The organism is Geodermatophilus sp. SYSU D00079, from assembly GCF_054050635.1.
The window spans coordinates 40,442-62,010 of the sequence record NZ_JBJGZS010000018.1; the positions used below are offsets into that span (position 1 = coordinate 40,442).

The 21,569-nt window shown below is 74.8% G+C and carries 23 protein-coding genes and 1 riboswitch; of the genes, 13 read left to right on the top strand and 10 right to left on the bottom strand.

The features are described 5' to 3' along the window. Window positions 1–10 precede the first annotated feature (10 nt). The gene (locus ACI79E_RS15090) at window positions 11–799 is read left to right on the top strand and encodes a hypothetical protein (protein ID WP_456933377.1); all 789 of its coding nucleotides are present in this window, start codon (window positions 11–13) and stop codon (window positions 797–799) included. Between the two features lie 309 nt (window positions 800–1,108). On the opposite strand, the gene ACI79E_RS15095 is transcribed toward ACI79E_RS15090, so the two are convergent. Continuing rightward, on the bottom strand, window positions 1,109–2,509 hold the full coding sequence (locus ACI79E_RS15095; protein WP_456933378.1) for an ADP-ribosylglycohydrolase family protein: 1,401 nt from the start codon (window positions 2,507–2,509) through the stop codon (window positions 1,109–1,111). A gap of 328 nt (window positions 2,510–2,837) precedes the next feature. Here ACI79E_RS15095 and ACI79E_RS15100 point away from each other — a divergent pair, with 328 nt between their 5' ends. Together ACI79E_RS15100 and ACI79E_RS15105 are read left to right on the top strand one after the other, a co-directional pair. After that, window positions 2,838–3,845 carry a DUF3048 domain-containing protein gene (locus ACI79E_RS15100; RefSeq protein ID WP_456933379.1) on the top strand — a complete coding sequence of 336 codons (1,008 nt, stop codon included), beginning with the start codon at window positions 2,838–2,840 and terminating at the stop codon, window positions 3,843–3,845. A 73-nt stretch (window positions 3,846–3,918) separates the two neighbouring features. Further along, entirely contained in the window at window positions 3,919–4,170 is a 252-nt protein-coding gene (locus ACI79E_RS15105) for a hypothetical protein (RefSeq protein WP_456933380.1), read from the top strand. 84 nt (window positions 4,171–4,254) lie between these two features. Here the strand turns inward: ACI79E_RS15105 and ACI79E_RS15110 are convergent, their stop codons facing one another. Further along, entirely contained in the window at window positions 4,255–5,133 is an 879-nt protein-coding gene (locus tag ACI79E_RS15110) for a sulfurtransferase (protein WP_456933381.1), read from the bottom strand. Window positions 5,134–5,247: 114 nt separating this feature from the next. On the opposite strand from ACI79E_RS15110, the gene ACI79E_RS15115 reads away from it, so the two are divergent. Then, window positions 5,248–5,892 (top strand): dihydrofolate reductase family protein, encoded by a 645-nt coding sequence (locus tag ACI79E_RS15115; protein WP_456933382.1) that lies wholly within the window; start codon window positions 5,248–5,250, stop codon window positions 5,890–5,892. A gap of 102 nt (window positions 5,893–5,994) precedes the next feature. Here ACI79E_RS15115 and ACI79E_RS15120 read toward each other — a convergent pair whose 3' ends face one another. Both ACI79E_RS15120 and ACI79E_RS15125 read right to left on the bottom strand, forming a co-directional pair. Then, a complete protein-coding gene (locus tag ACI79E_RS15120; protein ID WP_456933383.1) occupies window positions 5,995–6,630 on the bottom strand; it encodes a hypothetical protein in 636 nt (211 codons plus the stop codon). Window positions 6,631–6,731: 101 nt separating this feature from the next. Further along, window positions 6,732–7,349 (bottom strand): hypothetical protein, encoded by a 618-nt coding sequence (locus ACI79E_RS15125; protein ID WP_456933384.1) that lies wholly within the window; start codon window positions 7,347–7,349, stop codon window positions 6,732–6,734. 160 nt (window positions 7,350–7,509) lie between these two features. On the opposite strand from ACI79E_RS15125, the gene ACI79E_RS15130 reads away from it, so the two are divergent. After that, window positions 7,510–8,190 carry a hemerythrin domain-containing protein gene (locus ACI79E_RS15130; RefSeq protein WP_456933385.1) on the top strand — a complete coding sequence of 227 codons (681 nt, stop codon included), beginning with the start codon at window positions 7,510–7,512 and terminating at the stop codon, window positions 8,188–8,190. On the opposite strand, the gene ACI79E_RS15135 is transcribed toward ACI79E_RS15130, so the two are convergent. After that, window positions 8,187–11,420 (bottom strand): BTAD domain-containing putative transcriptional regulator, encoded by a 3,234-nt coding sequence (locus ACI79E_RS15135; protein WP_456933386.1) that lies wholly within the window; start codon window positions 11,418–11,420, stop codon window positions 8,187–8,189. The genes ACI79E_RS15130 and ACI79E_RS15135 overlap by 4 nt on opposite strands. Before the next feature lie 103 nt (window positions 11,421–11,523). Between ACI79E_RS15135 and ACI79E_RS15140 the strand changes: the two genes are divergently transcribed. Next, window positions 11,524–13,191 carry an FAD-dependent oxidoreductase gene (locus ACI79E_RS15140; protein ID WP_456933387.1) on the top strand — a complete coding sequence of 556 codons (1,668 nt, stop codon included), beginning with the start codon at window positions 11,524–11,526 and terminating at the stop codon, window positions 13,189–13,191. 13 nt (window positions 13,192–13,204) lie between these two features. On the opposite strand, the gene ACI79E_RS15145 is transcribed toward ACI79E_RS15140, so the two are convergent. After that, the gene (locus ACI79E_RS15145) at window positions 13,205–14,098 is read right to left on the bottom strand and encodes a carbohydrate kinase family protein (RefSeq protein ID WP_456933388.1); all 894 of its coding nucleotides are present in this window, start codon (window positions 14,096–14,098) and stop codon (window positions 13,205–13,207) included. Window positions 14,099–14,224: 126 nt separating this feature from the next. On the opposite strand from ACI79E_RS15145, the gene ACI79E_RS15150 reads away from it, so the two are divergent. Together ACI79E_RS15150 and ACI79E_RS15155 are read left to right on the top strand one after the other, a co-directional pair. Further along, complete coding sequence (locus tag ACI79E_RS15150) at window positions 14,225–14,824, top strand: hypothetical protein (protein ID WP_456933389.1); 600 nt, start codon at window positions 14,225–14,227, stop codon at window positions 14,822–14,824. A gap of 160 nt (window positions 14,825–14,984) precedes the next feature. Next, complete coding sequence (locus ACI79E_RS15155; RefSeq protein ID WP_456933390.1) at window positions 14,985–15,356, top strand: hypothetical protein; 372 nt, start codon at window positions 14,985–14,987, stop codon at window positions 15,354–15,356. Between the two features lie 22 nt (window positions 15,357–15,378). On the opposite strand, the gene ACI79E_RS15160 is transcribed toward ACI79E_RS15155, so the two are convergent. After that, window positions 15,379–15,873, bottom strand: coding sequence for a C40 family peptidase (locus ACI79E_RS15160; protein ID WP_456933391.1), 495 nt, complete (start codon window positions 15,871–15,873; stop codon window positions 15,379–15,381). Between the two features lie 15 nt (window positions 15,874–15,888). Beyond that, window positions 15,889–16,036: riboswitch (cyclic di-AMP (ydaO/yuaA leader) on the bottom strand. A gap of 319 nt (window positions 16,037–16,355) precedes the next feature. Here ACI79E_RS15160 and ACI79E_RS15165 point away from each other — a divergent pair. Continuing rightward, complete coding sequence (locus ACI79E_RS15165; protein WP_456933392.1) at window positions 16,356–16,526, top strand: hypothetical protein; 171 nt, start codon at window positions 16,356–16,358, stop codon at window positions 16,524–16,526. A gap of 164 nt (window positions 16,527–16,690) precedes the next feature. Further along, window positions 16,691–16,915, top strand: coding sequence for a hypothetical protein (locus tag ACI79E_RS15170; protein ID WP_456933393.1), 225 nt, complete (start codon window positions 16,691–16,693; stop codon window positions 16,913–16,915). 1 nt (window position 16,916) lies between these two features. Here the strand turns inward: ACI79E_RS15170 and ACI79E_RS15175 are convergent, their stop codons facing one another. Continuing rightward, window positions 16,917–17,816 (bottom strand): SMP-30/gluconolactonase/LRE family protein, encoded by a 900-nt coding sequence (locus ACI79E_RS15175; RefSeq protein ID WP_456933394.1) that lies wholly within the window; start codon window positions 17,814–17,816, stop codon window positions 16,917–16,919. 46 nt (window positions 17,817–17,862) lie between these two features. On the opposite strand from ACI79E_RS15175, the gene ACI79E_RS15180 reads away from it, so the two are divergent. Continuing rightward, a complete protein-coding gene (locus ACI79E_RS15180) occupies window positions 17,863–18,705 on the top strand; it encodes an NmrA/HSCARG family protein (RefSeq protein ID WP_456933395.1) in 843 nt (280 codons plus the stop codon). Between the two features lie 82 nt (window positions 18,706–18,787). Here ACI79E_RS15180 and ACI79E_RS15185 read toward each other — a convergent pair whose 3' ends face one another. Together ACI79E_RS15185 and ACI79E_RS15190 are read right to left on the bottom strand one after the other, a co-directional pair. Then, window positions 18,788–19,312, bottom strand: a complete 525-nt coding sequence (locus ACI79E_RS15185; protein WP_456933396.1) for a hypothetical protein — start codon at window positions 19,310–19,312, stop codon at window positions 18,788–18,790. A gap of 1 nt (window position 19,313) precedes the next feature. Then, on the bottom strand, window positions 19,314–20,477 hold the full coding sequence (locus tag ACI79E_RS15190; RefSeq protein ID WP_456933397.1) for an RtcB family protein: 1,164 nt from the start codon (window positions 20,475–20,477) through the stop codon (window positions 19,314–19,316). Between the two features lie 133 nt (window positions 20,478–20,610). Here ACI79E_RS15190 and ACI79E_RS15195 point away from each other — a divergent pair, with 133 nt between their 5' ends. Together ACI79E_RS15195 and ACI79E_RS15200 are read left to right on the top strand one after the other, a co-directional pair. After that, window positions 20,611–20,916 (top strand): muconolactone Delta-isomerase family protein, encoded by a 306-nt coding sequence (locus tag ACI79E_RS15195; protein ID WP_456933398.1) that lies wholly within the window; start codon window positions 20,611–20,613, stop codon window positions 20,914–20,916. A gap of 111 nt (window positions 20,917–21,027) precedes the next feature. Further along, a complete protein-coding gene (locus ACI79E_RS15200; protein ID WP_456933399.1) occupies window positions 21,028–21,567 on the top strand; it encodes a hypothetical protein in 540 nt (179 codons plus the stop codon). Window positions 21,568–21,569 lie beyond the last annotated feature (2 nt).

Sequence of the window (21,569 nt, forward strand, 5' to 3'; positions counted from 1 at the left end):
TGAGGGCCATGTGGAACCGGAACTGATGACCAGCGTTGGTGGCCTCGTGTTGGCGGTCATCAGCTTGGGGGCTACCGCGCGACAGGGAGCCAAAACACGTCGAGCCCAGCATGACATAGAGCGAATCAAGATTGATGCCCAGGAGTCGCTGGCTCAGTCTCAGGCGGAGGCTCAGCGTCAACTGGAGCGCTACAAGGTCGAGCTGGCCGCTGAGGCGGCTACCGCGGCGGAGCGGCGATCAACCGACAACGAACGCGAGCGCTATTGGATCCCTCTTCGCGATGCGGCTGCCGAATTGTGGGGTCGCATCGACAACTTGAGGCTCGATGGCTTCTCGCACTACCTGAATGGAGTGCAGCCTCGCCACGACGTTGCTTTGCTGAGTACGCTGTACCGTTTTGCGCGATTCTGGGGTGCGGTGGAGAACATCGCAGATGCGGAGGCTCATCTCCGACTCAGAAGCGAGAACCCTCTTGTCGCCGAGGCGCTACGGTCCGTCGGCAAGACGTTCGCGTCAGACGAGTTCGGCTCCGCCTTTATGGTGTGGCGCGAGGAACAGAGGGCGATTGGCGAGCTCATACGGGAAGGAGGGAACGGACTGACCTCTCGGCCCCTGAAGGGCTTCGCGACGTTCGTCGGTCAGTATGACGACGTCTTCTCCCGCTGGTTCGCCAGTTTGACGGCCGACCTGTTGTCCACCGATCTGGAATCCAACGCCCGCCTTGGTCGGTTGACTCATGAGCTAAAGAGCCTGACTCGCTTGCTCGGGGTTCCGTCACAAGATGACCCAAACGGATAGTTGGTACTCTGTGCGTGGCGTTCGGTCAAAGGCTCATGTGGCCGGAGGCTCGTTGACCTCGTTGTCTGGCGATTCACTGCCCGGGCGACGCGAATGGTCGGAGAATTAGTCCCCGATGGACCTGGCCGATGACATCCTCTTCGTTCTGCAAGACCGAGAGGTGATCGCGGTGGCGTCGCGCGACCAACGTTTCCGTTCCTGTGTCGTCGTCCGATTACCCGTGCGGATGAGGGAGATTAGCCGGACCAGTCGGCCTGCTGGTCAGGGTCGCGAGGGCGGAACTGGCGAGTTCCGTTGGTACCTCTGGCCTCAGCGGGCTCGCGCGAGTCGTTCGAGTGCCTCGGTGAAGCTGCCGTTCCACAGCCCGAGGTACTCCCACCGCTCGGCGACGTAGGCGGTCGCCTCTTCCACGGACATCCCCTCCTCGCGCACCAGCCAGCCGCGCAGCACCAGCCCCGTCCGCGAGGCGCCGCCGTGGCAGTGCACGAGCAGCCGATGACCCTCGTCGTGGAGGGCCCTCATGTCGTCCAGGACGTCGGCGAGGACGGCGTCCAGGTCGTGGTTGTGGTCGTCGTCCGCGATGTAGGCCATCCGGTGAACCGGATGGGGGAACGGCTCGCCCAGCCGGCACAGCGAGATGACCGCGAAGTCCTCCTCGCTGTACCGGGCGCCGTCCAGGTTGCCGGCCCAGATGCCGGGGATGACCTCGCGCGGACCGATCCGCGGGATGACGCCGGGGTCGTACGGCCGGCCGTCCTTGCCGTCGAGCGCCGCCGCCAGCTGCTGCAGGTCGGCCAGCCGCCACACCCTCTCGCCATGACCGGGCACCCGGCCGTGCACCACCGAGGCCCACCGCGCCGGGATCCCGCCCATGCCGAACACCGCACCGGCCAGCCCGCCGGCGACCGCGGCCACCGTGTCGGTGTCCCTGCCCAGGTCGATGACCAGCCGCAGCACCTCGGCGAAGTCCCGGCCGTGCCGCAGCGCCCACACCGCCTGGCCGAGCGTCGGCCACACCGCGCCGTTGGACTCGGTGGCGTCCTCGGGAGTCCAGTCCGGCGCGAGCACCGTCGCCCACCGCTCCCGGTGCTCGTCCGGCACGGCCATCAGGGCGAAGGGGATGAACGCCAACGGGTCGTCGCCGTCCAGCGCGACCCGCACCAGTTCGTGGAAGAGCGCGCAGCCCTCGCCGGCGGAGGGGTCGCCGTGGGTCAGCGCCGAGATCCGGCGGGCGGCGTCCATGGTCGCCTCGCGGCCCTCGCGGGCGAACCGGATGGCGGCCGGCGTCGTCCGCATCAGGGAACCGTTGCCGGCGGCGTGCCCCGACCGCGCGAAGTGCTCGGCTGCGGCGACGTCCCACGGCCGACCCGACCCCAGCACGGCGCGCGTCTGGTTCCCGACGTCCGGCGGGTCGCCGCCCAGCCACGTGCGGAACCGGTCGAACAGGTCGGCCTCGTCCAGGCCGCCGCGCTCGACGAGGGACGTCGCGACGAGCAGCGCCATCTGGGTGTCGTCGGTGAACTCGCCGGGCTCCCACCCGAGCGCACCACCGCCGCACATCTCGGTGTGCTCTCCGCGGGCCGGCACGGGGAAGCGGGCGGTGAACTGGCCGGGCGGGCCGAACTCGAAGGGGGCGCCGAGGGCGTCGCCGACGGCCGAGCCGACCAGCGCCCCGGCGACACGGTGGGAGCGGTGCATGTGTGCGGTCACGGCGCACCCTCCTGCGAGCGATCAGCGCATCGACGCGCGGGGTCGGCCTCCCGACGACAGGGCTCGTCCGAAGAACGAGTGTCAGATTGTGCCGGGCCCGGTCGAGCGTGCCGATGTAGAGGAGGCACCACCCCGCCGACCCAGGAGTCCCGACGTGCCCAGGTCCACCCCGGCCCGGCCGCGCTCCGGATCCACGAGAGGCGCCCGCGCCCCGAGGCAGACGCCGGCGAAACGGACGCCGGCCAAGCGCACGCCGGCGAAGGGGCAGTCGGCGAAGGCGCGCCGCCGGGCGAGGTCCGGGCGGAGCCGCCGAGCGACCCTCCTCGTAGTGGTGCTGGTGGCGGTCGGCGTCGTCGCCTGGCCGGCCGTCCGGCAACACCTGGCCGCGGTGCCGTTCCTCGACTCGATCGTCTCCGCGCTCCCGTCGTCGTCCGCACCCGCCTGGCCGCTGACCGGTGTCCCGGTCGACGCGGTGCCCGACCGGCCGGCGCTCGCGGTGAAGGTCGAGAACTCCGTCGACGCCCGCCCGCAGACCGGGCTCGATGCTGCCGACGTGGTGTGGGAGCAGGTGGTCGAGGGCGGGATCACCCGGTTCGTCGCCGTCTACCACTCCACCCTCCCGCCCGAGGTCGGCCCGGTGCGCTCGATCCGGCCGATGGACCCCGCGATCGCCGCGCCGCTGGGCGGGCTGCTCGCGTTCTCCGGGGGCGTGCCGGCCTACGTCACCGCGGCCCAGGGCGCGGGCCTGCAGGTGCTCAGCCAGGACACCGGCGCCGACGGCTTCTCCCGGACGCCGACCCGCAGGGCGCCGCACAACGTCTACGCGGCGCCGCAGACCCTCGTCGACCAGGCCGACGCCGACCATCGCGCCGCCCCCGAGGCCCAGTTCGACCACGCCGCGGACGGCGCGCCCACCGCCGTCGCCGCGGGGCAGCCGGCGGCGAGTCTGGACCTCACGCTGTCCGGCGTCAGCCATCCCCGGTGGGCGTGGAGTGCGGCGGACGGCCGCTGGCTGCGCAGCGAGGGGAGCGCTCCGGCGGTCGAGGCAGACGGCCGGCGGATCGGTGCTGCCAACGTCGTCGTGCTGCGCGTGGACGTCGTCGCGACCCAGGCCCGGGACCCGGCCGGCAACCCCGTCCCGGAGACCATCCTGACCGGCACCGGCCGGGCGCTCGTCGCCTCCGGCGGGCACACCATCGAAGCCACGTGGTCCAAGCCGGGGACCGGGAACCGGGTGACCCTGACCGCGGCGGACGGCGACCCGGTGGAGCTGGCGCCCGGGAGCACGTGGATCGAGCTGGTGCCCAACGGCGGCGGCGCGGTCGCCACCGGCTGACCACGTCGACGGCTCCAGGCTCATCAGGGTGAGGAGTGAGGGTCCGTCCTCTGGTCACCCCTCTGATGTGCCGATGCAGACCCCGATGCCACCGCTCGGTGGCCCGTGGGAGGAGCAGCAGATGGTCACCGGAACACCCACGCACGTCCTGTGCGAGAGCTGCGGGGAGCTGGTGGAGGAGCGCCAGGCCGTGGCGACCGGTTCGGTCGGGAGCTACTGCAGTTCCTGCACCGAGACCCTCCTCGAGCAGGAGCGGGCCTTCCGCGGCTCGTGGCTCGACGCGCAGGAGCGCGGCGAGCACCGGTCGGTGGTCCACGCCGAGTGACGGTCCGCACGAGGAGGCCCGTCGGATCCCCGGGACGCACGGGCCGGGCTCCCGCAGCGGAGGACCCGGCCCGTCAGCGGGCGGTCATCCGCCCGTCTCGAGCGGCAGCTCCGGGTTCGCCGCCCACTCGGTCATCGAGCCGTCGTAGACGGCGACGTCGTCCCGGCCCAGGCGGGCCAGGTTGAAGGCGCTGTAGGTCGCCGCGATCCCGCCGCCGCAGTAGGTGATGACCTGCTTGTCGCGGTCGAGCGCGCCGGTCCCGTGGAACGCCTGCTCGACCTGCTCGGTCGTCGCCACCTGCCCCGGACCGCGGTACAGCGACATCACCGGGACGTTCGTCGACGCAGGGATGTGCCCCGGCCGGGCGTAGGTGACCTTCTCGCCGCGGAAGGACTCCGGGTCCAGCACGTACACCAGCAGGCTGCGCTCGTCCTCCGTGGCGGCGAGCACCCGGTCGACGTCCGCCCGGAGCTCCGGACGGCGGCGGGCGGTGAACGTCGTCGGCTCCCGGCTCTCGTCACCGGTGGCCACCGGCAGGCCGGCGTCCCGCCAGGCGGGGAACCCGCCCTCGAGCACCGAGATGCTGTCGAAGCCCTCGAACCGCAGGTTCCACCACAGCCGGGTGGCCCACATGAGCTGGCCCTGGTCGTAGACGACCACGTGGTCCCCGTTGCCGATGCCGAGGGCGCCGATCCGCTGCGCGAACGTGTCGGAGTCCAGCGCGGTGAACTGGTGCGGCGCGTCCTCGTCGGCGAGGTCGTGCAGGAGGTCGGCGAAGACGGCCCCGGGGATGTGGCCCCTGCGGTACGCCTCGCGGCCGGATTCCACGTCGTAGTAGCCGTCGCCCTCCGGCAGCGTGAGGAACGTCGTCGTGTCGACGACGACGACCCCCGGGTCGTCCTTGTGCGCGGCCAACCACTCGACGTCGACGACGAGCGGGGTGGTGGTGTCCTTCGTGGTCATGGGTGCTCCTCGATCGAACGCTGCAGACGTCTCGGTCCGGCCTGCAGCCGGGTGGCGATGAGTTGCCCGGGCCCCGACGGTCTGACTCCTGTCGACCGCGCGAGGAGGAACCACGTGGAGCAGTTGCTGCGAGTCCAGAACTTCACCGTCTCCAGTGACGGGTTCGGTGCGGGGGAGGGCCAGAGCCTGGAGCGGCCCTTCGGACACGCCGATCCCATGCAGCTGATGTCCTGGGCGGTCGCCACGGCGAGCTGGCCCAACCGCACCGCGCCCGGGGGGAGCCGCGGTCTCGACGACTACTTCACGCGGGACTTCACCCACGGCATCGGCGCCGAGATCATGGGCCGAAACAAGTTCAGTCCCCACCGCGGCCCGTGGCAGGATCTGGAGTGGCAGGGCTGGTGGGGCGACGAGCCGCCGTTCCACACCCCGGTGTTCGTCATGACCCACCACCCGCGCCCGTCGTTCACGCTCTCCGACACCACGTTCCACTTCGTCGACGCCGACCCGGCCACGGCCCTCGCACAGGCGCGGGAGGCGGCCCGGGGCAAGGACGTCCGGCTCGGCGGCGGGGCCACCACCATCCGGGAGTTCCTCGACGCCGACCTCGTCGACACCCTGCACGTGGCGGTCGCACCGGTGGAGCTCGGCTCCGGTGTGCGGCTGTGGAAGTCACCCGACGAGCTGCTCGACCGCTTCCACCTCGACGTCGTGCCCAGCCCGAGCGGCGTGACCCACCACCTCTTCTGGCGGAAGTGACACGAGCCCCGAGGGGTTGCCGGGCGGGGGGACGTCGGGACCGACCGGTCCCCTGGGAGCGCGCTGGACCCGGACGGCGTCGTCCGTACCGCCCCGCCGCCGTCAGGCGCTGACCTCCTCGTGGGTGTTCACCCCGGGGATGCGCCGCACCGACCCCCAGCCGAACCGCGCCCAGGCGACCAACAGGCCGGCGCCGACCAGGGAGCCCAGGGTGTCGCGGAACAGGTCGCCGTTGGTGTCGTCGTTGTCCTCCGACAGCGCCGTCCCGAACCACGCGTCCGAGCGCCACTCGAACAGCTCCCACAGCGCCCCGACGGCGATGCCCAGGGCCGCGGTGACCACGCCGATCCCGATGTAGTGCTGCAGGTGCGTCTCGTCGCGCGGGTCCGGGACGACCTCCACCCGGGCCAGGGCGATGTAGACGACCGGCGCGGTGAGCATCGGCAGGGTGAAGTGCACCAGGTCGTCGAACCGGACCCACTCGTCGTACAGGCCGAGGGTCTCGCCGAAGCCCTGCAGCGCCATGCCGAGGGTCAGGGACAGGTCGTAGAGCCGCGGCAGGTTCACCAGGCGCGCGACGAGCGTGATGCCCCCGAGGAAGGCCAGCAGCGCGGCCGACCCCCAGTCACCGACGACCGCGTAGCCGACCGCTCCGCCCAGGACCACCAGCCGCAGGACGTCGATGCCGTCCCGCACGATCGGCGTCCAGTCACCCAGCACCAGCGTCCGCGCGTCCACGCCGGCTGACTACCCGACCGCATGCTGCACACGCCGAGCCCGGGCGGACGGCCAGCGCCCCGGCCCCGCGAGCGGCGGGACCGGGGCGCAGGAAGGGCACCTCACGGCCGGCGGCTCATCCACCCGGCGGCGGCGATGCCCAGGCCGAACACGACCGTGCCCGGGATGATCCCCCAGCCCTCCACCGGCAGGGCGCCGGCCAGCACCCCGCCGACCGGCAGCGCGAGCAGCGACACGGCCACCGGCACGGGCAGCAGCCGGTTGCGGAGCGCCCCGACGGCGATCAGCAGCGGGCCGAGCAGCGTCGCCGTCCCCGCGAGCGCGGAGAACCACAGGGTCGCCTCCTCGACCGCGGCGAAGCCGTGGTGCATCGCCGGGGCGACGTAGGCCTCCGTGTAGCCACCGATCGGCATCAGCACCAGTCCGGTCCACAGCACCGCCAGCCCGGTCGTGGCCACCCGCGAGCGGCGCAGCCGGGCGGCCAGCGCGCCGGCCCCGGCCGCGATCAGCAGGGCGCCGGCGCTGAAGACGACGTGCGCGGCCACCCACGTCGCCGCGGTGTGGGCCGCCTCGTCGTGCTGCATCGGGTGCAGGGCGTTGCCGACGGCGAACAGCACGCCCCCGGCGGTGACGGCCAGCCCGCGCAGCGGGAGACCGGGGCGGTGGTCCGGGACGGCGGCGGTCGGGGAGACGGCGGCGGGCAGGGCGGTGGCGGTCATGTCGCGTCCTCACGGTGAGTCGGAGTCCGGGGAACCCGGTCGGTGAGGACCGTGGCCGGCCGCGCTGACCGCGCGCTTGCAGCCGCGCTGCAAGCGGCCGGCAAGAGCACCGCGCGAGCGTCCCCGGCGACGCCACACCAGCGACCCGAGGAGACCCGCGATGGCCAGCACCGAACCGATCCGCGTCCACCCCCGCACCGACACCGACCCCGTGCCCGACGTCATGGGCATGCGGCTGGCGCACCGCGCCATGCTGCGCGACGCCCACCGGCTCACCGACCTCGCCGAGCGGCTCGCCGCCGGGACGCCGGACGACAGGCGCGCCGACGCCGTCGCCCGCTACGTCCGCGACTTCGCCGACTCGGTGCACCACCACCACAGCGTCGAGGACGAGGTGCTCTGGCCCGTGATCGCCGCCTCCGCCGGCCCGCACGTCGACCTCACCGAGCTCTCCGACGACCATGCCGCGCTCGACCCCGCCCTGCACCGGCTGCGGGACACCGCCGACGCCTTCCGGGCCCGCCCCGGCGAGGACACCGCCACCGCGCTCGCCGTCGAGCTCGCCGAGCTGCGCGACACCCTCACCGAGCACATCGGCGACGAGGAGGCCTCGGTCTTCCCGGTGATCGAGAAGTACCTGTCGGTCGCCGACTGGGCCGCGGTCGAGGCCCGCATCCGCAAGCGGGCGAAGCTCTCCTTCGAGGCCCCGCGGGTGCTCGCCGTCGCCACCGACTCCGAGCGCGCCGCGATCGAGGCCGACGGCGGCCTGGCGCTCCGGCTCCTCCTCGCGGTGCTGCTCCCGCCGTTCCGCCGCCGCGAGCGGGCCGTGTTCGGGAGCTAGCGGACGCCGACGGCGGCCAGCTGCGCGGCCAGCTCCGCCCGCACCCGCTCGGCACCGCGCCGGGCGGCGGTCGCGGCGCCGGCGTCCCCGAGGGCGTCGGCGACCGCGGCCAGCGCGTCGTCCACCGGGCCGACGACGAGCGTGCCGGAGTCCAGCCCGGCGATCCGCCCGGCCCACGGCAGCAGCTCGTCGCGGACCTGCCGCGCCACCGCGAGGTCACCCAGCCGCGCGGCGGCGTGCGCGCGCAGCGTCGTGGAGGCCAGCCAGTAGTAGTCGCGGGCGATCGGCCGGCGCACCGCCCAGGCCGCGCGGGCGTCGTCCACCCGCCCGGCGTCGAGCAGCCCGAGGACGACGGCGTCGGTGAGCGCCCCGGGCATCGCCGCGTGCAGCCACTCCAGCTCGGGCACCACGGGAGTCAGGTCGCCGCGGGCGAAGCCGGCCGCGAACCGGCCGACCAGCGCCATCAGCCCGCCGTTCATCGCACCGGTCTCCACCAGGTGCGCGGCCACCTGCTCGTAGCGCGCCTGCCCCTCGTCGTACCGGCCGGCCAGCAGGAGCAGCGCGCCGGAGAAGATGTGCAGCGCGCCCAGCACGTGGCCCAGCTGGCCGGCGTCGGCCAGCGCGACCGCGGTGTCCACGTGCCGGCGGGCCGCCGCGAGGTCGGTCCGCGCCGCGGCGGCGAGGAACAGCAGCCAGTGCGCCACCGCCTGGTGGTCGGTCATCCCGGCCGCGGTCGCCACCGCGCGCAGCTCCTCGGCCAGCGGCTCCCGGACGGCGGCCAGGTGCGGTCCCAGTGCCGCGTACGCCCGCACGTTGAGCGCTGCGCACAGCAGCCGGGCGGCGTCCGGACCGGTCGCCGCGCGGGCCAGGCGCAACGCCTCCGCGCTCGCGGCGTCGGTGCGCTCGTCGTCGACGCCCTCCACCTCGCGCACCAGCGCGACCAGCAGCCGGCAGCGCACGTCCCCGGGCAGGTCCTCGCCTGCGGGGGTCTCCAGCTGCTCCAGCAGCGGGTCGAGCAGCTCGGGGTCCTGCGCGCCGTCGTTGCGCACGGTCCACACCAGCGGCGCGTCCCACGCGGCCAGCGCGGCGACCAGCAGGTCGCGCCGGCCCAGCCGCCGGGCGGTCCGGACGGCGTCCCGCTGCTGGGCGCGGGCGGTCACGACGTCCCCGGCGCGGGCGTGCGCGGGGATCGCGGCCAGCAGCACGTCGAGCTCCTCGGCCGACCCGCGCCGGCCGGCCAGCTCCAGCAGTCGCAGCGCCGACGCCCACTGCCGCGCCTCCTCCGCCGCCGCCCCCAGCCGGCCGGCCTCCCGCGCCGCCGCGGCGACGTACGGGACGGCGTCGGCTGCGGTGCGCGGGCCCGCCGCGGCGACCGCGTGGTGGGCCAGCGTCGCGGCGTCCACCCCGTCGGACTCGCGGAGCACGGCCAGCGCGGCGGCGTGCACCCGGCCGCGGCGCAGCAGCGGGGTGTCCTCGTAGAGCACGTCGCGCACCAGCGCGTGGGTGAACCGGACCCGTCCGGGCGCCGGCTCGTCGAGCAGCCCGGCCAGCACCGCGGTCTCCAGCGCGTCGAGCAGCTCGTCGACGTCCCGCCCGGCCACGGCCGCCAGCACGTCGACGTCGGCCTCCCGGCCCAGCACCGCCGCCTGGCGCAGCGCGGTCACCGCCGGGCCGGGCAGCCGCTCGACCCGGCGGCGCAGCACGTCGCGCAGCCCGGCCGGCACACCGGTCCGCGCCGCGCCCCGGCCCTCGGCGACCAGCAACCGGGCCAGCTCGCGGACGTAGAGCGGGTTGCCGTCGGTGCGCTCGCGCAGCAGCGCGAGCTCCGCGGGTCCGGCGTCCTCCAGCCCGGACTGCCGGGCCAGGACGGCGACGCCCTCGTCGTCCAACCCGCGCAGCTCCAGGTGCCGCGCCCCGGCCGAGGCCAGCGCCGCGCGGGTGGCCGCCAGCGCCTCCCCGGCCTCGGCGTCCCGGTAGGTCGCCAGCACCAGCAGCGGCTCGCCGGCGAGGGAGTCGACGACCTGGCGCAGCAGCTGCAGGGTCAGCTCGTCGGCGCGGTGCACGTCGTCGAGCACGACCACCAGCGGCTGCTCCCGGACGGCGGCCCGCAGACGGTCGGCCACGGCGCGGGCCAGCCAGAACGCGGTGCCCTCCTCCAGCGGGGCGGCACCCAGCGCCCGGGTGATCTCCGTCCACGGCCAGGCCGGGGGAGCGCCGTCCACCTCGGGGCAGCGCCCCTCGGCCACCCGCCAGCCGCCCTCGCGCAGCCGCGCCGCGGCGGCCTCCACCAGCGTGGTCTTGCCCGCGCCGGCCTCGCCGGCGATCCACACCACCCGCGCGCCCTGCGCGGCCAGGTCGAGCAGCAGCCGCAGCTCGGCGGCCCGGGCCGGCACCGGCGCCGCGGGAGCGGGTGCGGGGGCCGGCAGCACGACGGGCTGCGCGGGCAGGTCCAGCGCCGGCTCCTGCCCGAGCACGGCGGCCTCCAGCTCGCGCAGCCCCCGGCCGGGGTCGATCCCGAGCTCCTCGGCCAGGTGCTCGCGGGCACGGCGGAGCACGGTGAGCGCGTCGCCCTGCCGGCCGCTGCGGTACAGCGCCAGGGCGAGCAGCCGCACGGCCTCCTCCCGGGCGGGGGAGTCGTGCAGGTGGCGCTCCAGCTCCGGGACGACGGCCGCGGCGCGCCCGAGGGCCAGGTCGGCGTCGGCGCGCAGCTCCACGGCCACCAGCCGCAGCTCCTCCAGCCGGGCGACCTCCGGCGCGGCCCACGCCGCGTCCGCCGACCCGGCGTAGGCCGGTCCCGACCAGCAGGCCAGCGCGCGCTCGAGCAGGTCCCGTCGGACGAGGACGTCGTCGGTGGCGTGCGCCCGGGCCACCAGGTCCTCGAACTCCCAGGCGTCCACGGCCTCGCGGGGCAGCCGGAGCCGGTAGCCCGGGGCCGCGCTGACGAGCACCGTGGCGCCGGTCCGCCGTCCGTCGGCCGGGTCCAGGGCGCGACGCAGCCGGGAGACGTGGACCTGCAGGGAGGCCAGCGCCTTGGGGGGCGGCTCGCCGTCCCACAGGTCCTCGACCAGCCGGTCGGCGGAGACCACGTGCCCGCCGGCGAGCACCAGCCGGGCGAGGACCGATCGCTGCCGTGGCCCGCCCAGGACCGCGGGGCGCCCGGCGACCGTGGCCCCGATCGGACCGAGCACGGACACCGCGATCGGCGGGACCTCGGGCAGCGCAGCATCCATGGCGCGCCGAACTTAGCCGGTGGCGGGTGCTCCCGAGGGCCGTGCTCGGCTGATGACCTTCGAACCTGGTCCCGTGCCGTGCCCGTTCCTACGGTTCCGGGCCATGGCGGGCACGAACGCGCCCCTGCTGGTCGCGGTCGACGACGACCCCGGCCTGCTGGCCGACGTCGAGCGGGAGCTGCGCAACCGGTACTCGTCGGACTACCGCGTCTGCTGCCTGCGCGCGCCGGACGAGGCGCGCCGCACGCTCGGCGAGCTCGCCGCGGCCGGCGAGGAGGTCGCCCTGGTCCTCGCCGGCGAGGAGCTGGACGGCGCACCCGGCACCGACCTCCTGGCGGGCGTGCCCAGCCTGTTCCCGCACGCCCAGCGCGCGCTGCTCCTCCCGTGGGCCCACGTCGGTGACCCGGACACCGGCGACGCCGTCTTCGAGGCCATCGCGCGCGGCCGCATCGACCAGTGGGTGATGCGCCCGGCGCCGCCGCCGGACGAGCAGTTCCACCAGGCGGTGTCGAGCTTCCTGCTCGCCTGGGCCGAGGCGCGCCGGCGCGCGCCGCACACGATCGACGTCGTCGGCGAGACGTGGTCCGGCCGGGCGTACGAGCTGCGCGAGACGCTCGGCCGGTGCGCGATGCCGCACCGGTTCTGCCTGGCCGGCTCCGAGGAGGGTCGCGCCATCCTCGCCGACGCCGGGCTGGACAAGCGGCTCCCGCTGCTGCGCATGCCCGACGGCCGGGTCATGGAGGACCCCACCGACATGGACATCGCCCGGTCCGCCGGGACGACGATCGACCCGTCCGGTGACCGCTACGACCTCGTGATCGTCGGCTGCGGGCCGGCCGGCCTGTCCGCGGGCGTGTACGGCGCCTCCGAGGGGTTGCGCACCGTCGTCATCGACTCGGGGAGCATCGGCGGGCAGGCCACGGCGAGCTCCTCGATCCGCAACTACCTCGGCTTCCCGCGTGGCCTCAGCGGTGCGGACCTCGCCCGCCGCGCCTACCAGCAGGCCTGGGTCTTCGGCGCCCGGTTCGCCTTCATGCAGCACGTCACGCACCTGGCCCGCGAGGACGACGGCGTCGTCCTGACCCTCAACACCGGCGGGGTCGTGGTCGCCCGCGCGGTCGTCCTGGCCACGGGGGCGAGCTACCGCCGCCTCGGCGTCGAGTCGCTGGAGCAGCTGCGCGGCGCCGGCGTCCACTACGGCGCCGCCGCGTCCGAGGCGCCGCTGGTCGCGGGGGAGGAGGTCTACATCGTCGGCGGCGCGAACTCCGCCGGGCAGGCCGCGCTCCACCTCGCCCACTACGCCGAACGGGTCACGCTCGTGGTGCGGGCCGCGAGCCTCGCCGCCGGGATGTCGCACTACCTGGTCCGCCAGGTCGAGGAGACGCCGAACATCGAGGTGCGCACCGGCACCGAGGTCGTCGACGGGGGTGGTGACGGCCGGCTGGAGCACCTGGTGCTGCGCGACCGCACCACCGGCGAGCGGGAGACGGTGCCCGCCTACGCCCTCTTCCTCATGATCGGCGCCCGCCCGCACACCGAGTGGCTGCCGGAGACCGTCGACCGCGACGACGCCGGCTTCGTCCTCACCGGGCCCGACCTGAGCGACGCCGCCGTCCGGGCCCTGGGACGCCGGCCGCTGCCGCTGGAGACCTGCGTGCCCGGGGTCCTCGCCGCCGGCGACGTCCGGCACGGATCGGTCAAGCGCGTGGCCTCCGCCGTCGGCGAGGGCTCGATCGCCATCCAGTTCGTGCACCGCCTGCTCGCCGTCTGACCGGCGGCGGAGGTCACGACGGCGGCTGGGCGCCGACCACGCCGGCGACCACCGCGGCCGCGGCGTGCCCGCCGCGGACGGCGTCCAGGACCGGCGCCCCGGCGCGCCAGCCGGCCAGCACGCCGGCGGCGAGGGCGTCCCCGCAGCCGGTCGTGTCCCGCACCGACGGCAGCGGCTCGACCGGCACCTCCACCGCCCCGGCACGGGTCAGCACCCGCGTCGGCCCGGCCCCGGCGTGCACCAGCACCAGGTCCGGTGCCCAGGCGGGGAGGCCGCCGTCCAGCCCCAGCACCGACGCCTCGCCGGCGTCGGCGAACAGGACGTCGGGCGCCAGCCCCGCCAGCAGCTCGACGTACGCCTGCACACCGTGGCCGGCGATCCGGGTCGCCGCGGCCACGTCGACGCTGACCGGCACCCCGGCCCCGTGCGCCAGGGACGCCGCCGTCCGCAGCGCGTCGGGGAAGCGCAGCAGGTCGTAGCCGTCCAGGTGGACGACGGCCGCGCCGGCCACCCACTCCCGGCGGACGTCGGCCGGCTCCAGCCCGCCCTCGCCGCGGTCGGCGAGCAGCGTGCGCTCGCCGTCCGGGTGGACCAGCACCGTCGTCAGCGGCGTCCGGCCGCGGCGCACCACCGCCGTCCCGACCCCGCGCGCGGTCAGCTCCGCGAGCAGCGGGTCGGCCACGGGGTCGGCACCGGCCCAGCCGGCCAGCCGCGCCGGCACGCCCAGCCGCGCCAGGCCCGCCGTCACGTTGGCCGGGGCGCCGCCCGCGGACGTCGTCCGCACCACCCGCTGCTGCCCGCCGGCCACCAGCGGTGCGGACAGCTCCAGCACCTGGTCGGCCACCAGCTTGCCGAGCGCCACGACCGGGCCCGTGCCCGTGGGACGGGGCCAGCGCGGGACGTCCACGGGTCACAGCCTGCCCCGGATCCCCGCCGGGGGACCGCTCGCAGAGAGCCACCGGTGACGGCCGCATCGTGGGACCCTCGGTTCCCGGAGGGAGCTCCCCGCCCTCCGCAGCCGAGGTGATCGCCGATGCCGTGGACCGCGCCGGGGCGGCCGGGGGTCCCGACCGGCCTGGCGGCGTGCCTGCTGGCCGGCTGCGCCGCCGCCGGCGGCAGCGGCGCCGCAGCGGGGCCCTCCCCGGAACCGGTGCGCGACTGGCACGACGCCACGTACCGCGTCACCTGCGACGGGATCGTCCCGGGTGGCTTCGCGGCGGACCTCGACGGCGGCACCGCGCGCGTGCCCGCCGACGCCAGCCGCAGCCCCTACTACGAGTACTACGACGTCTGGCTGCAGGCGACCGCCGGCGGGGACGTCGACGGGGACGGCGAGCCGGACACGGTCGTGCTGCTGCAGTGCTCCCCGCAGCCCTCCAACGGGATCGTCGAGGAGGTCCAGGTCCTCGCCGCCGACGGGGAGCGGATCGGGCTGCTGCCCAGCCCGCGCACGCTGCGGGAGACGACGGTCCTCGCGCCGCTCTACGACCCGACCGCGCTGTCGGTCCGGGACGGCGACGTCGTCGCCGGGATGCGCGCCTACGCGCCGGAGGACAACCGCGCCGACGGCCCGTCGATCCCGATCACCGTGCGGTGGCACTGGACCGGCCGCGACTTCGTGCGGGTCCCGTAGCCGCGGCGGGAACCGTCGCCGTCCGTCACCGCCGCGGCCGGCCACCCACCCGCACGGGCGACTTCGCCGTCCCGGGTGTTGGGCAGCCCGGCGAGCGGGGCACCGGGGTGGTTCGCTGACGGTCCGCCGCTCGCGCGGCGCACGGAACCAGGGGGAGCCAGTGTCCGACCACCCCGAGTCGCACCCGGGCCCGAGCCGCGTCGAGGCCTCCACCCCCTGCGCCCGCCTGGCCCGCGGCCACGCCCCGCACCCGGCGCACGTCCAGCTGGCGCAGGCCGACGACGACCACTGGCAGCCGGTCGTCGTCATGGGCGCCGTCGGGGACGTCGTCACCCTGGCCGCCGACGACGAGCTGCGGCGGCACCGCAACCACGACACCGGCCACCTCGCGGCGCTGGTCCGCGAGGCGGGGGCCGAGGCGTTCCTGCACACCCGGCTCGGGCTGCTGTTCCTGCGCTCCTGGCCGCGCGACGCCGGCTCGGTCTTCTCGCTGCAGCCGGCCGACCAGCCGCCGGTGCCCTGCCGCCACTAGGCAGGACACCGGCAGCCGAGGGTCAGGCGATGCGGCGGGCGGTGTTGTAACTGGGCATGTGGTCCAGGTTCACGACCTTCACCGGCTGGCCGGCGGTGGAGGCGTGCACCATCTGCCCGTTGCCGATGTACATCCCGACGTGGGAGACGGGGCTGTAGAAGAACACCAGGTCACCGGGCTGCAGGGCGTCCCGGGAGACCGGCACGCCGGCACCGGCCTGCGCCCGCGACGTGCGCGGGATCTCGATGCCGGCGGCGCGGTAGGCGAACGTCGTCAGCCCCGAGCAGTCGAAGGCGTTGGGGCCGGTGGCGCCGTACCGGTAGGGGTCGCCCACCTGGGCGAGCGCGGTGTTGACGGCGGTCTGCGCCGCCGGGCTGGCAGCCGCCGCGGGCGCGGCGACGACGTCGGGCGCGGCCGAGGCCGTCGCGGGCGTGAGGGCGATCCCGGCACCGGCGATCGCGGCGACCGCGATCCCACGGATGGTGCGACGGGCTGAGGACGTGCGGGCAGTCGTCATCGACGACGGTTCTCCTGTTCCATCCGTCCGCCTACCGGGTTAGCTGTCGGGTTCGGACGGGAGGTCGCCCGGCACGGCCCAGGCCGTGCTTCACCCCAGTGCTGCGGTGGGTCCCCGGTCCGGCCGCGGCTGGAGCCGCGCACCGGTTCGGCGGGGTCCGACGGGTGTCACCACGGGTTCGGCGACGAGGGGCCCGTCAGGACCGCGGAGGACGCTAGGTGCGGACTCGACGGTCCGCCGTCCGTGCAGCGGACAGTCCGCCACACGGGCGACACGCCGTCGCGACCACGACGGACACCGGGGACCAAGGTCCCTTGCGCCGGACGACCGTGCAGGTCAGCGCGGTGACGGACAGATTGCTCACGCGCGGGGTTTCCTGACTCACCGTGGTGGACTCCGAGCACAGCGCCACGGGAACCTCGGTGGTTGGCCGGGCCGTTGGGCGGGCACGATCTGGTGCAACCGAACCGAGGAGGAACCACATGGCCGGCATGATCCGGAAGCTCGTGGCGTCGGGGCTCGCGGCGAAGGTCATCCAGGAGGCCCGCAAGCCGCAGAACCAGGCCAAGATCAAGGAGTTCATCGCCAAGATGGGCGAGCAGAACAAGAAGCGCGGCGGCGGCAAGGGCTACGGCCGGGGCCCCGTCCACTGACCTCCCGCTCGGCAGCGGCCCCACCCGGACGCCCGGGCCGGGGCCGCTGCCGCCTGCCCTGACCGGCGCTGCGCACCGCCGGCGCCCCGGTCCGCGTGCTCGCGCCCGCGTGAGCGCCACCCGCACCGGGTACCCAGCCCGGACCCAGCACAGGAGGTCCGGAGATGACCGAGGGCAACATGACCGGCCGCCCCTACGGGGGCGCGAACGAGGCCACCGGCGGCAACCCCGGCGAGCGCGAGGAGCACGACCTCGTCGGCCCGCCGTCGGAGCAGGAGGAACCGCGCGCGGCGCAGGGCGGCACCATGGGGACCGCGCACCCCAGCGTCCCCGGCAGCGACGGGCAGCCGCGCCCGGCCGAGCCGCCGCCCGGCGCCACCGGGAGCTGACCTACGGTCGGCCGGCGTGGGGGACGTCGACCTCGGTCGCCAGCAGCACCGCCTCGCGCACCGGCGCGCGGTTGTGCTCGTAGAAGTCCGGCGCGCAGCACATGAGCAGCGTGCGGCCGCCGTCCCCGCCGAGCATGCAGGCGTACACCCCGAGCCCGGACGGCGCGGCTATTTCGTCGACCACCTGCCCGCCCTCGGCCACGCGCACCACCCGGCCGCCCACCGCGTCGGCGGCCCAGATGCGGCCCTCGGCGTCCAGCGCGCACCCGTCGGGCGCGACCACGAGCTGGCCCAGCACCTCGTCGACCGTCGTCCCGGTGACCTCGGGGCCGAGGGAGGCCCACACCCGCCGGTTGGTCAGCGACCCGTCGGCGCCCAGGTCGAACGCGGTGTACCGGTTCCCCAGGGTCTCGCCGACGACCAGCGTGCCGCCGTCCGGGGTGATCACCGAGCCGTTCGGGAACTGCAGCCCCCCGGCGGCCACGCCGACCGTGCCGTCGGGGGCGATCCGCTTGAGCGACGCGGTCGCCGCGGCACCGCCGCCCATCAGGTCGAAGCCGAAGTCGCCGACGAACACGTTCCCCCGCGCGTCCACCACCATGTCGTTGAGGTGCCCGCCGCAGTGCTCGGCCAGGTCGGCGTGGGTGCGCAGCGACCCGTCGGCGTACCGGAGGACGCGGCGGTCCTTCATCGACACGACCACCAGCGAGCCGTCGGGCAGCCAGCCCAGCCCGGACGGCTGCTGCTCCACCTCGACCACGACCGTCTCCGCGCCGTCGGGAGCCACCCGGCTCACCGTGCGGCGGTAGAAGTCCGACACCCACCAGGTGCCCTCGTGCCAGCGCGGGCCCTCGAAGAACCCGCCGCCCTCCAGAACCGTCCTGAGCTGCCGATCCGCCATGGTCGGGCACCCTAGGGGGACCCGTCCCCGTCTGGAGGAGCGCAGCGTGCCCGGACCCCTGATCGCCGTCGTCGGAGCCACCGGGCAGCAGGGTGGTGCCGTCGCCCGCGGGCTGCTGGACGCCGGCGCCCGGGTCCGCGCGCTGGTCCGTGACCCGGCGAAGGCGCAGGACCTCGCCGGTCGCGGCGCCGAGCTCGTGCGCGCCGACCTCCGGGACCCCGACAGCCTGCGGACGGCGTTCCGCGGCGCGCAGCGGGTGTTCGCGATGACCACCCCGTTCGGCGCCGGCGGCCCGGAGGCGGAGGTCGCCCAGGGGATCGCGCTGGCCGACGCGGCCGCCGACGCCGGTGTCGAGCACCTGGTGTTCAACTCCGTCGGCGGTGCGGAGCGGTCCACCGGCATCCCGCACTTCGAGAGCAAGCGCCGCGTCGAGGAGCACATCGCCTCCCTCGGCCTGCCCGCCACGATCGTCCGGCCGGTCTTCTTCATGGAGAACCTGCCGTGGATGGTGGCGGCCGACCCCGCCGAGGTCGTCGTCCGGATGCCGCTGCCGGCCGGGGTGCCGCTGCAGATGATCGCCGTCGCCGACATCGGCGCGGTCACCGCCGCCGTGCTGGTCGACCCCTCCCGCGTGCCCGGCGGCAGCATCGAGATCGGCGGGGACGAGCGGACCGGCGAGCAGGTCGCCGCGGCGTTCGGCGAGCGGGCCGGGCGGCCGGGCCGCTACGAGGCGCTGCCGCTGGACGGTCTCGACGAGGACTCCCGCGCGATGTTCGCCTGGTTCGCGCAGCTGCCCGCCTACCAGGCCGACGTCGCGGCCACGCGCGCCCTGGCACCCGGGCTGCGCGACCTACCGACCTGGCTGGCCGGCGGCGGCTGGACCGGCTGACGCCGGCGTCGCTGCCGTCACTGGCCGCTCCGCGGGGACCAGGTCCTGGTCCCCGCGGTACCTGGACCTGAGCCCGCAGCTCTCACACACCCGTGGCGTCGGACACCTGTCGCCGGCCGTGCTCGAGTGCCATGACGTCGAGACCGTCACGTGTCAGCCTCCCGACCGCGTCGGGCGCGTTCTTGCTCTTTGCGGCCTTCAACCGCTCTTCTGCCGCAGCATCGAATGCCCGCTGTTCTGCTGTGAACGGAAGATAGCGGCCTCCAGGGCCGCGTTGGGGAACGGGGCGCTTGGTCCACCACTCCAGGGCGATGTCTGCCTCGTCACACTTCAATCGGAGCCAAGGCCGGATGTCCTTGAGCACCTTGGCGCCCGCGCTGGCACTGACCTGCCAGTTCCATGCGGGGCGAGCGTAAGTGCGGTTCATAGCGCAGAGCGAGCCGCCCCACCGGGACTGGAACTCGAGAAGCAGGGGAGTGCTGCGGACCGTGGCGTTCTGGGTCAACTGGACGCGAAGCGTCCGGCCGTGTGCGCTGCCGTTTCGATAGATTCCGATCGACTCCTCCCCGTCGAAGAACCCTGCACAATAGGGGAGGAGAGGATCCATCTCAGTCACCTTTCACGTTGACGATCTGTCTGAGCGTGTGGCGGACCTCCACCAAATCAGACGCATCTGACATCACTCGGTCTATAGGTTTGTAAGCGTCGGGGTGCTCGTCGAGGAACGCGTCGGAGCGGCCCCACGCGATGCCCTTCATCCGCCGGTCCAGGTCGGCGCGGGTGAACATCCGCCGCGCCTGCCCGCGGGAGTGGTTGCGGCCCGCCCCGTGCGGCGCCGACATCAGCGCCTCCGGGTTGCCCTTGCCGACGACGACGTAGGACGCCGCCCCCATCGATCCCGGGATCAGCCCGTCCTGCCCCCGCCGCGCCGAGATCGCGCCCTTGCGGGACAGCCACACCGAACGGCCGTAGTGCTCCTCGCGCTCGGTGTAATTGTGGTGGCAGGAGATCTCCACGCGGCGCTCGACCTCGGTGGTCATGAAGCGCGACACCTGCTCGGCGACGCGGTCCATCATCTCCTCGCGGTTGAGGGAGGCGAACCGCTGAGCCCAGTGCAGGGCCTCGATGTAGGCGTCGAACTCCGGCGTCCCCTCCTCGAGGTAGGCGAGGTCCCGGTCGGGGAGGTCCAGCCGGCGGGCTCGCGCGATGTCCTGCGCCACCCGGATGTGCTTGGACGCCAGCCGGTTGCCCACCCCGCGCGAGCCCGAGTGCAGGAACAGCCACACCCGGTCGGCCTCGTCCAGCGACACCTCGATGAAGTGGTTGCCCGACCCCAGCGAGCCCAGCTGCAGCGGCCAGTTGTGCGCCACGCCGTCGGCCTGCGCCGCCCCGGGCAGGTCCCGCAGCTCGGCGACCCGCGCGGCCGCCGAGTCGCGCAGCTTCTTGTTGTAGCGCCCGGCCGACAGCGGGATGGCCCGCGAGATCTGCTCGTGCAGCACCGACAGGTTCCGCCCGCGCACGTCGTCGCCGGTGAACTGGGTGCGGACGGCGTCCATCCCGCAGCCGATGTCCACGCCCACCGCCGCCGGGATGATCGCGCCGTCGGTCGGGATCACCGACCCGACGGTCGCCCCCTTGCCCAGGTGCGCGTCGGGCATGAGCGCCATGTGCGGGTTGACGAACGGCATCGACGCCGTCCGCTCGGCCTGCAGGCGGGTGGTCGGCTCCAGGATCGACGCCCAGTTGAGCAGGCGGTCGCTGATCTTCTCCATGGCTCCTCGGACTCCTCGGCCGGCGACGGCGTCGGTCTCTTGTCGCCCGTCCCGTACCCCGAGGAAGCTGTTCCGCCCACCCGTCCCGTGCGGTGTCGGATCCCGGCGCCGCCGGTCCCAGAGGAGCGCCCTCATGCTGTTCCACGTCAGCTTCCGCGTCGACCACACCCGCCTCGACCGGGACGAGTTCTGGGACGAGTGGGAGCGCGAGACCCAGGCAGCGAAGGCGGCCATCGAGGGCGGCGTCATCAAGAGCCTCTACAAGGTCGCCGGGCAGCGGCGGGTCATCGGCATCGTCGACGTCGAGTCCCACGACCAGCTCGACCAGATCGTCATGGGCGCCCTGCCGATGAGCCACCACCTCACGCTGGAGGAGGTCCTGCCGGTGCGCGAGTACACCGCCTTCGCCGACGACGTCGCCAGGCGCTGGCAGGGCTGAGCGACGCGGCCGGGCGGGACCTCCGTCCCGTCCGGTCGTGACCTCCGGACGCCGCGCCGCCGCGCCCGCGGGGCCAGCATCGGGACGACGACCGATCGGAGGGTGATCGCGATGACGAGGGCACTGGTGGTCCACGAGTCCCTGTTCGGCGACGGGCGCACGATCGCCCGCGCGATCGCCGACGGCCTGTCCGCACGCATGGCCGTGACGGTGGTGGCCGCGCAGGACGCCCCGACGACGCTCGGCCCGGACGTCGGGTTGCTCGTGGTCGGCGGCCCCAACCACGTGACCGGGATGCCCCGCCCCGCCACCCGCGAGGGGGCCAACCGCGACTACGGGCTGCACGTCGACCCCCAGGTCGGGCTGCGCGAGTGGCTGGAGCAGGTGCGCATCGACGGCCCCGCCGTCGCCGCGGCCGCGTACGACACCCGCATGGACCACCCCGGGCTGGTCACGAAGCTCGACCACGCCTCGAGGACCGAGGAGAAGCTGCTGCGCCACCTGCACTGCCGGATCGTGGCCCCGGCCGAGCACTTCCTCGTCACCTCGCCGCAGGGGCCGCTGCTGACCGGGGAGGAGCAGCGCGCCCGCGAGTGGGGCGCGACGCTCGGCGCCCAGTGGCAGGCCCGCCTGGCCGCCGCCAGCGGCTGACG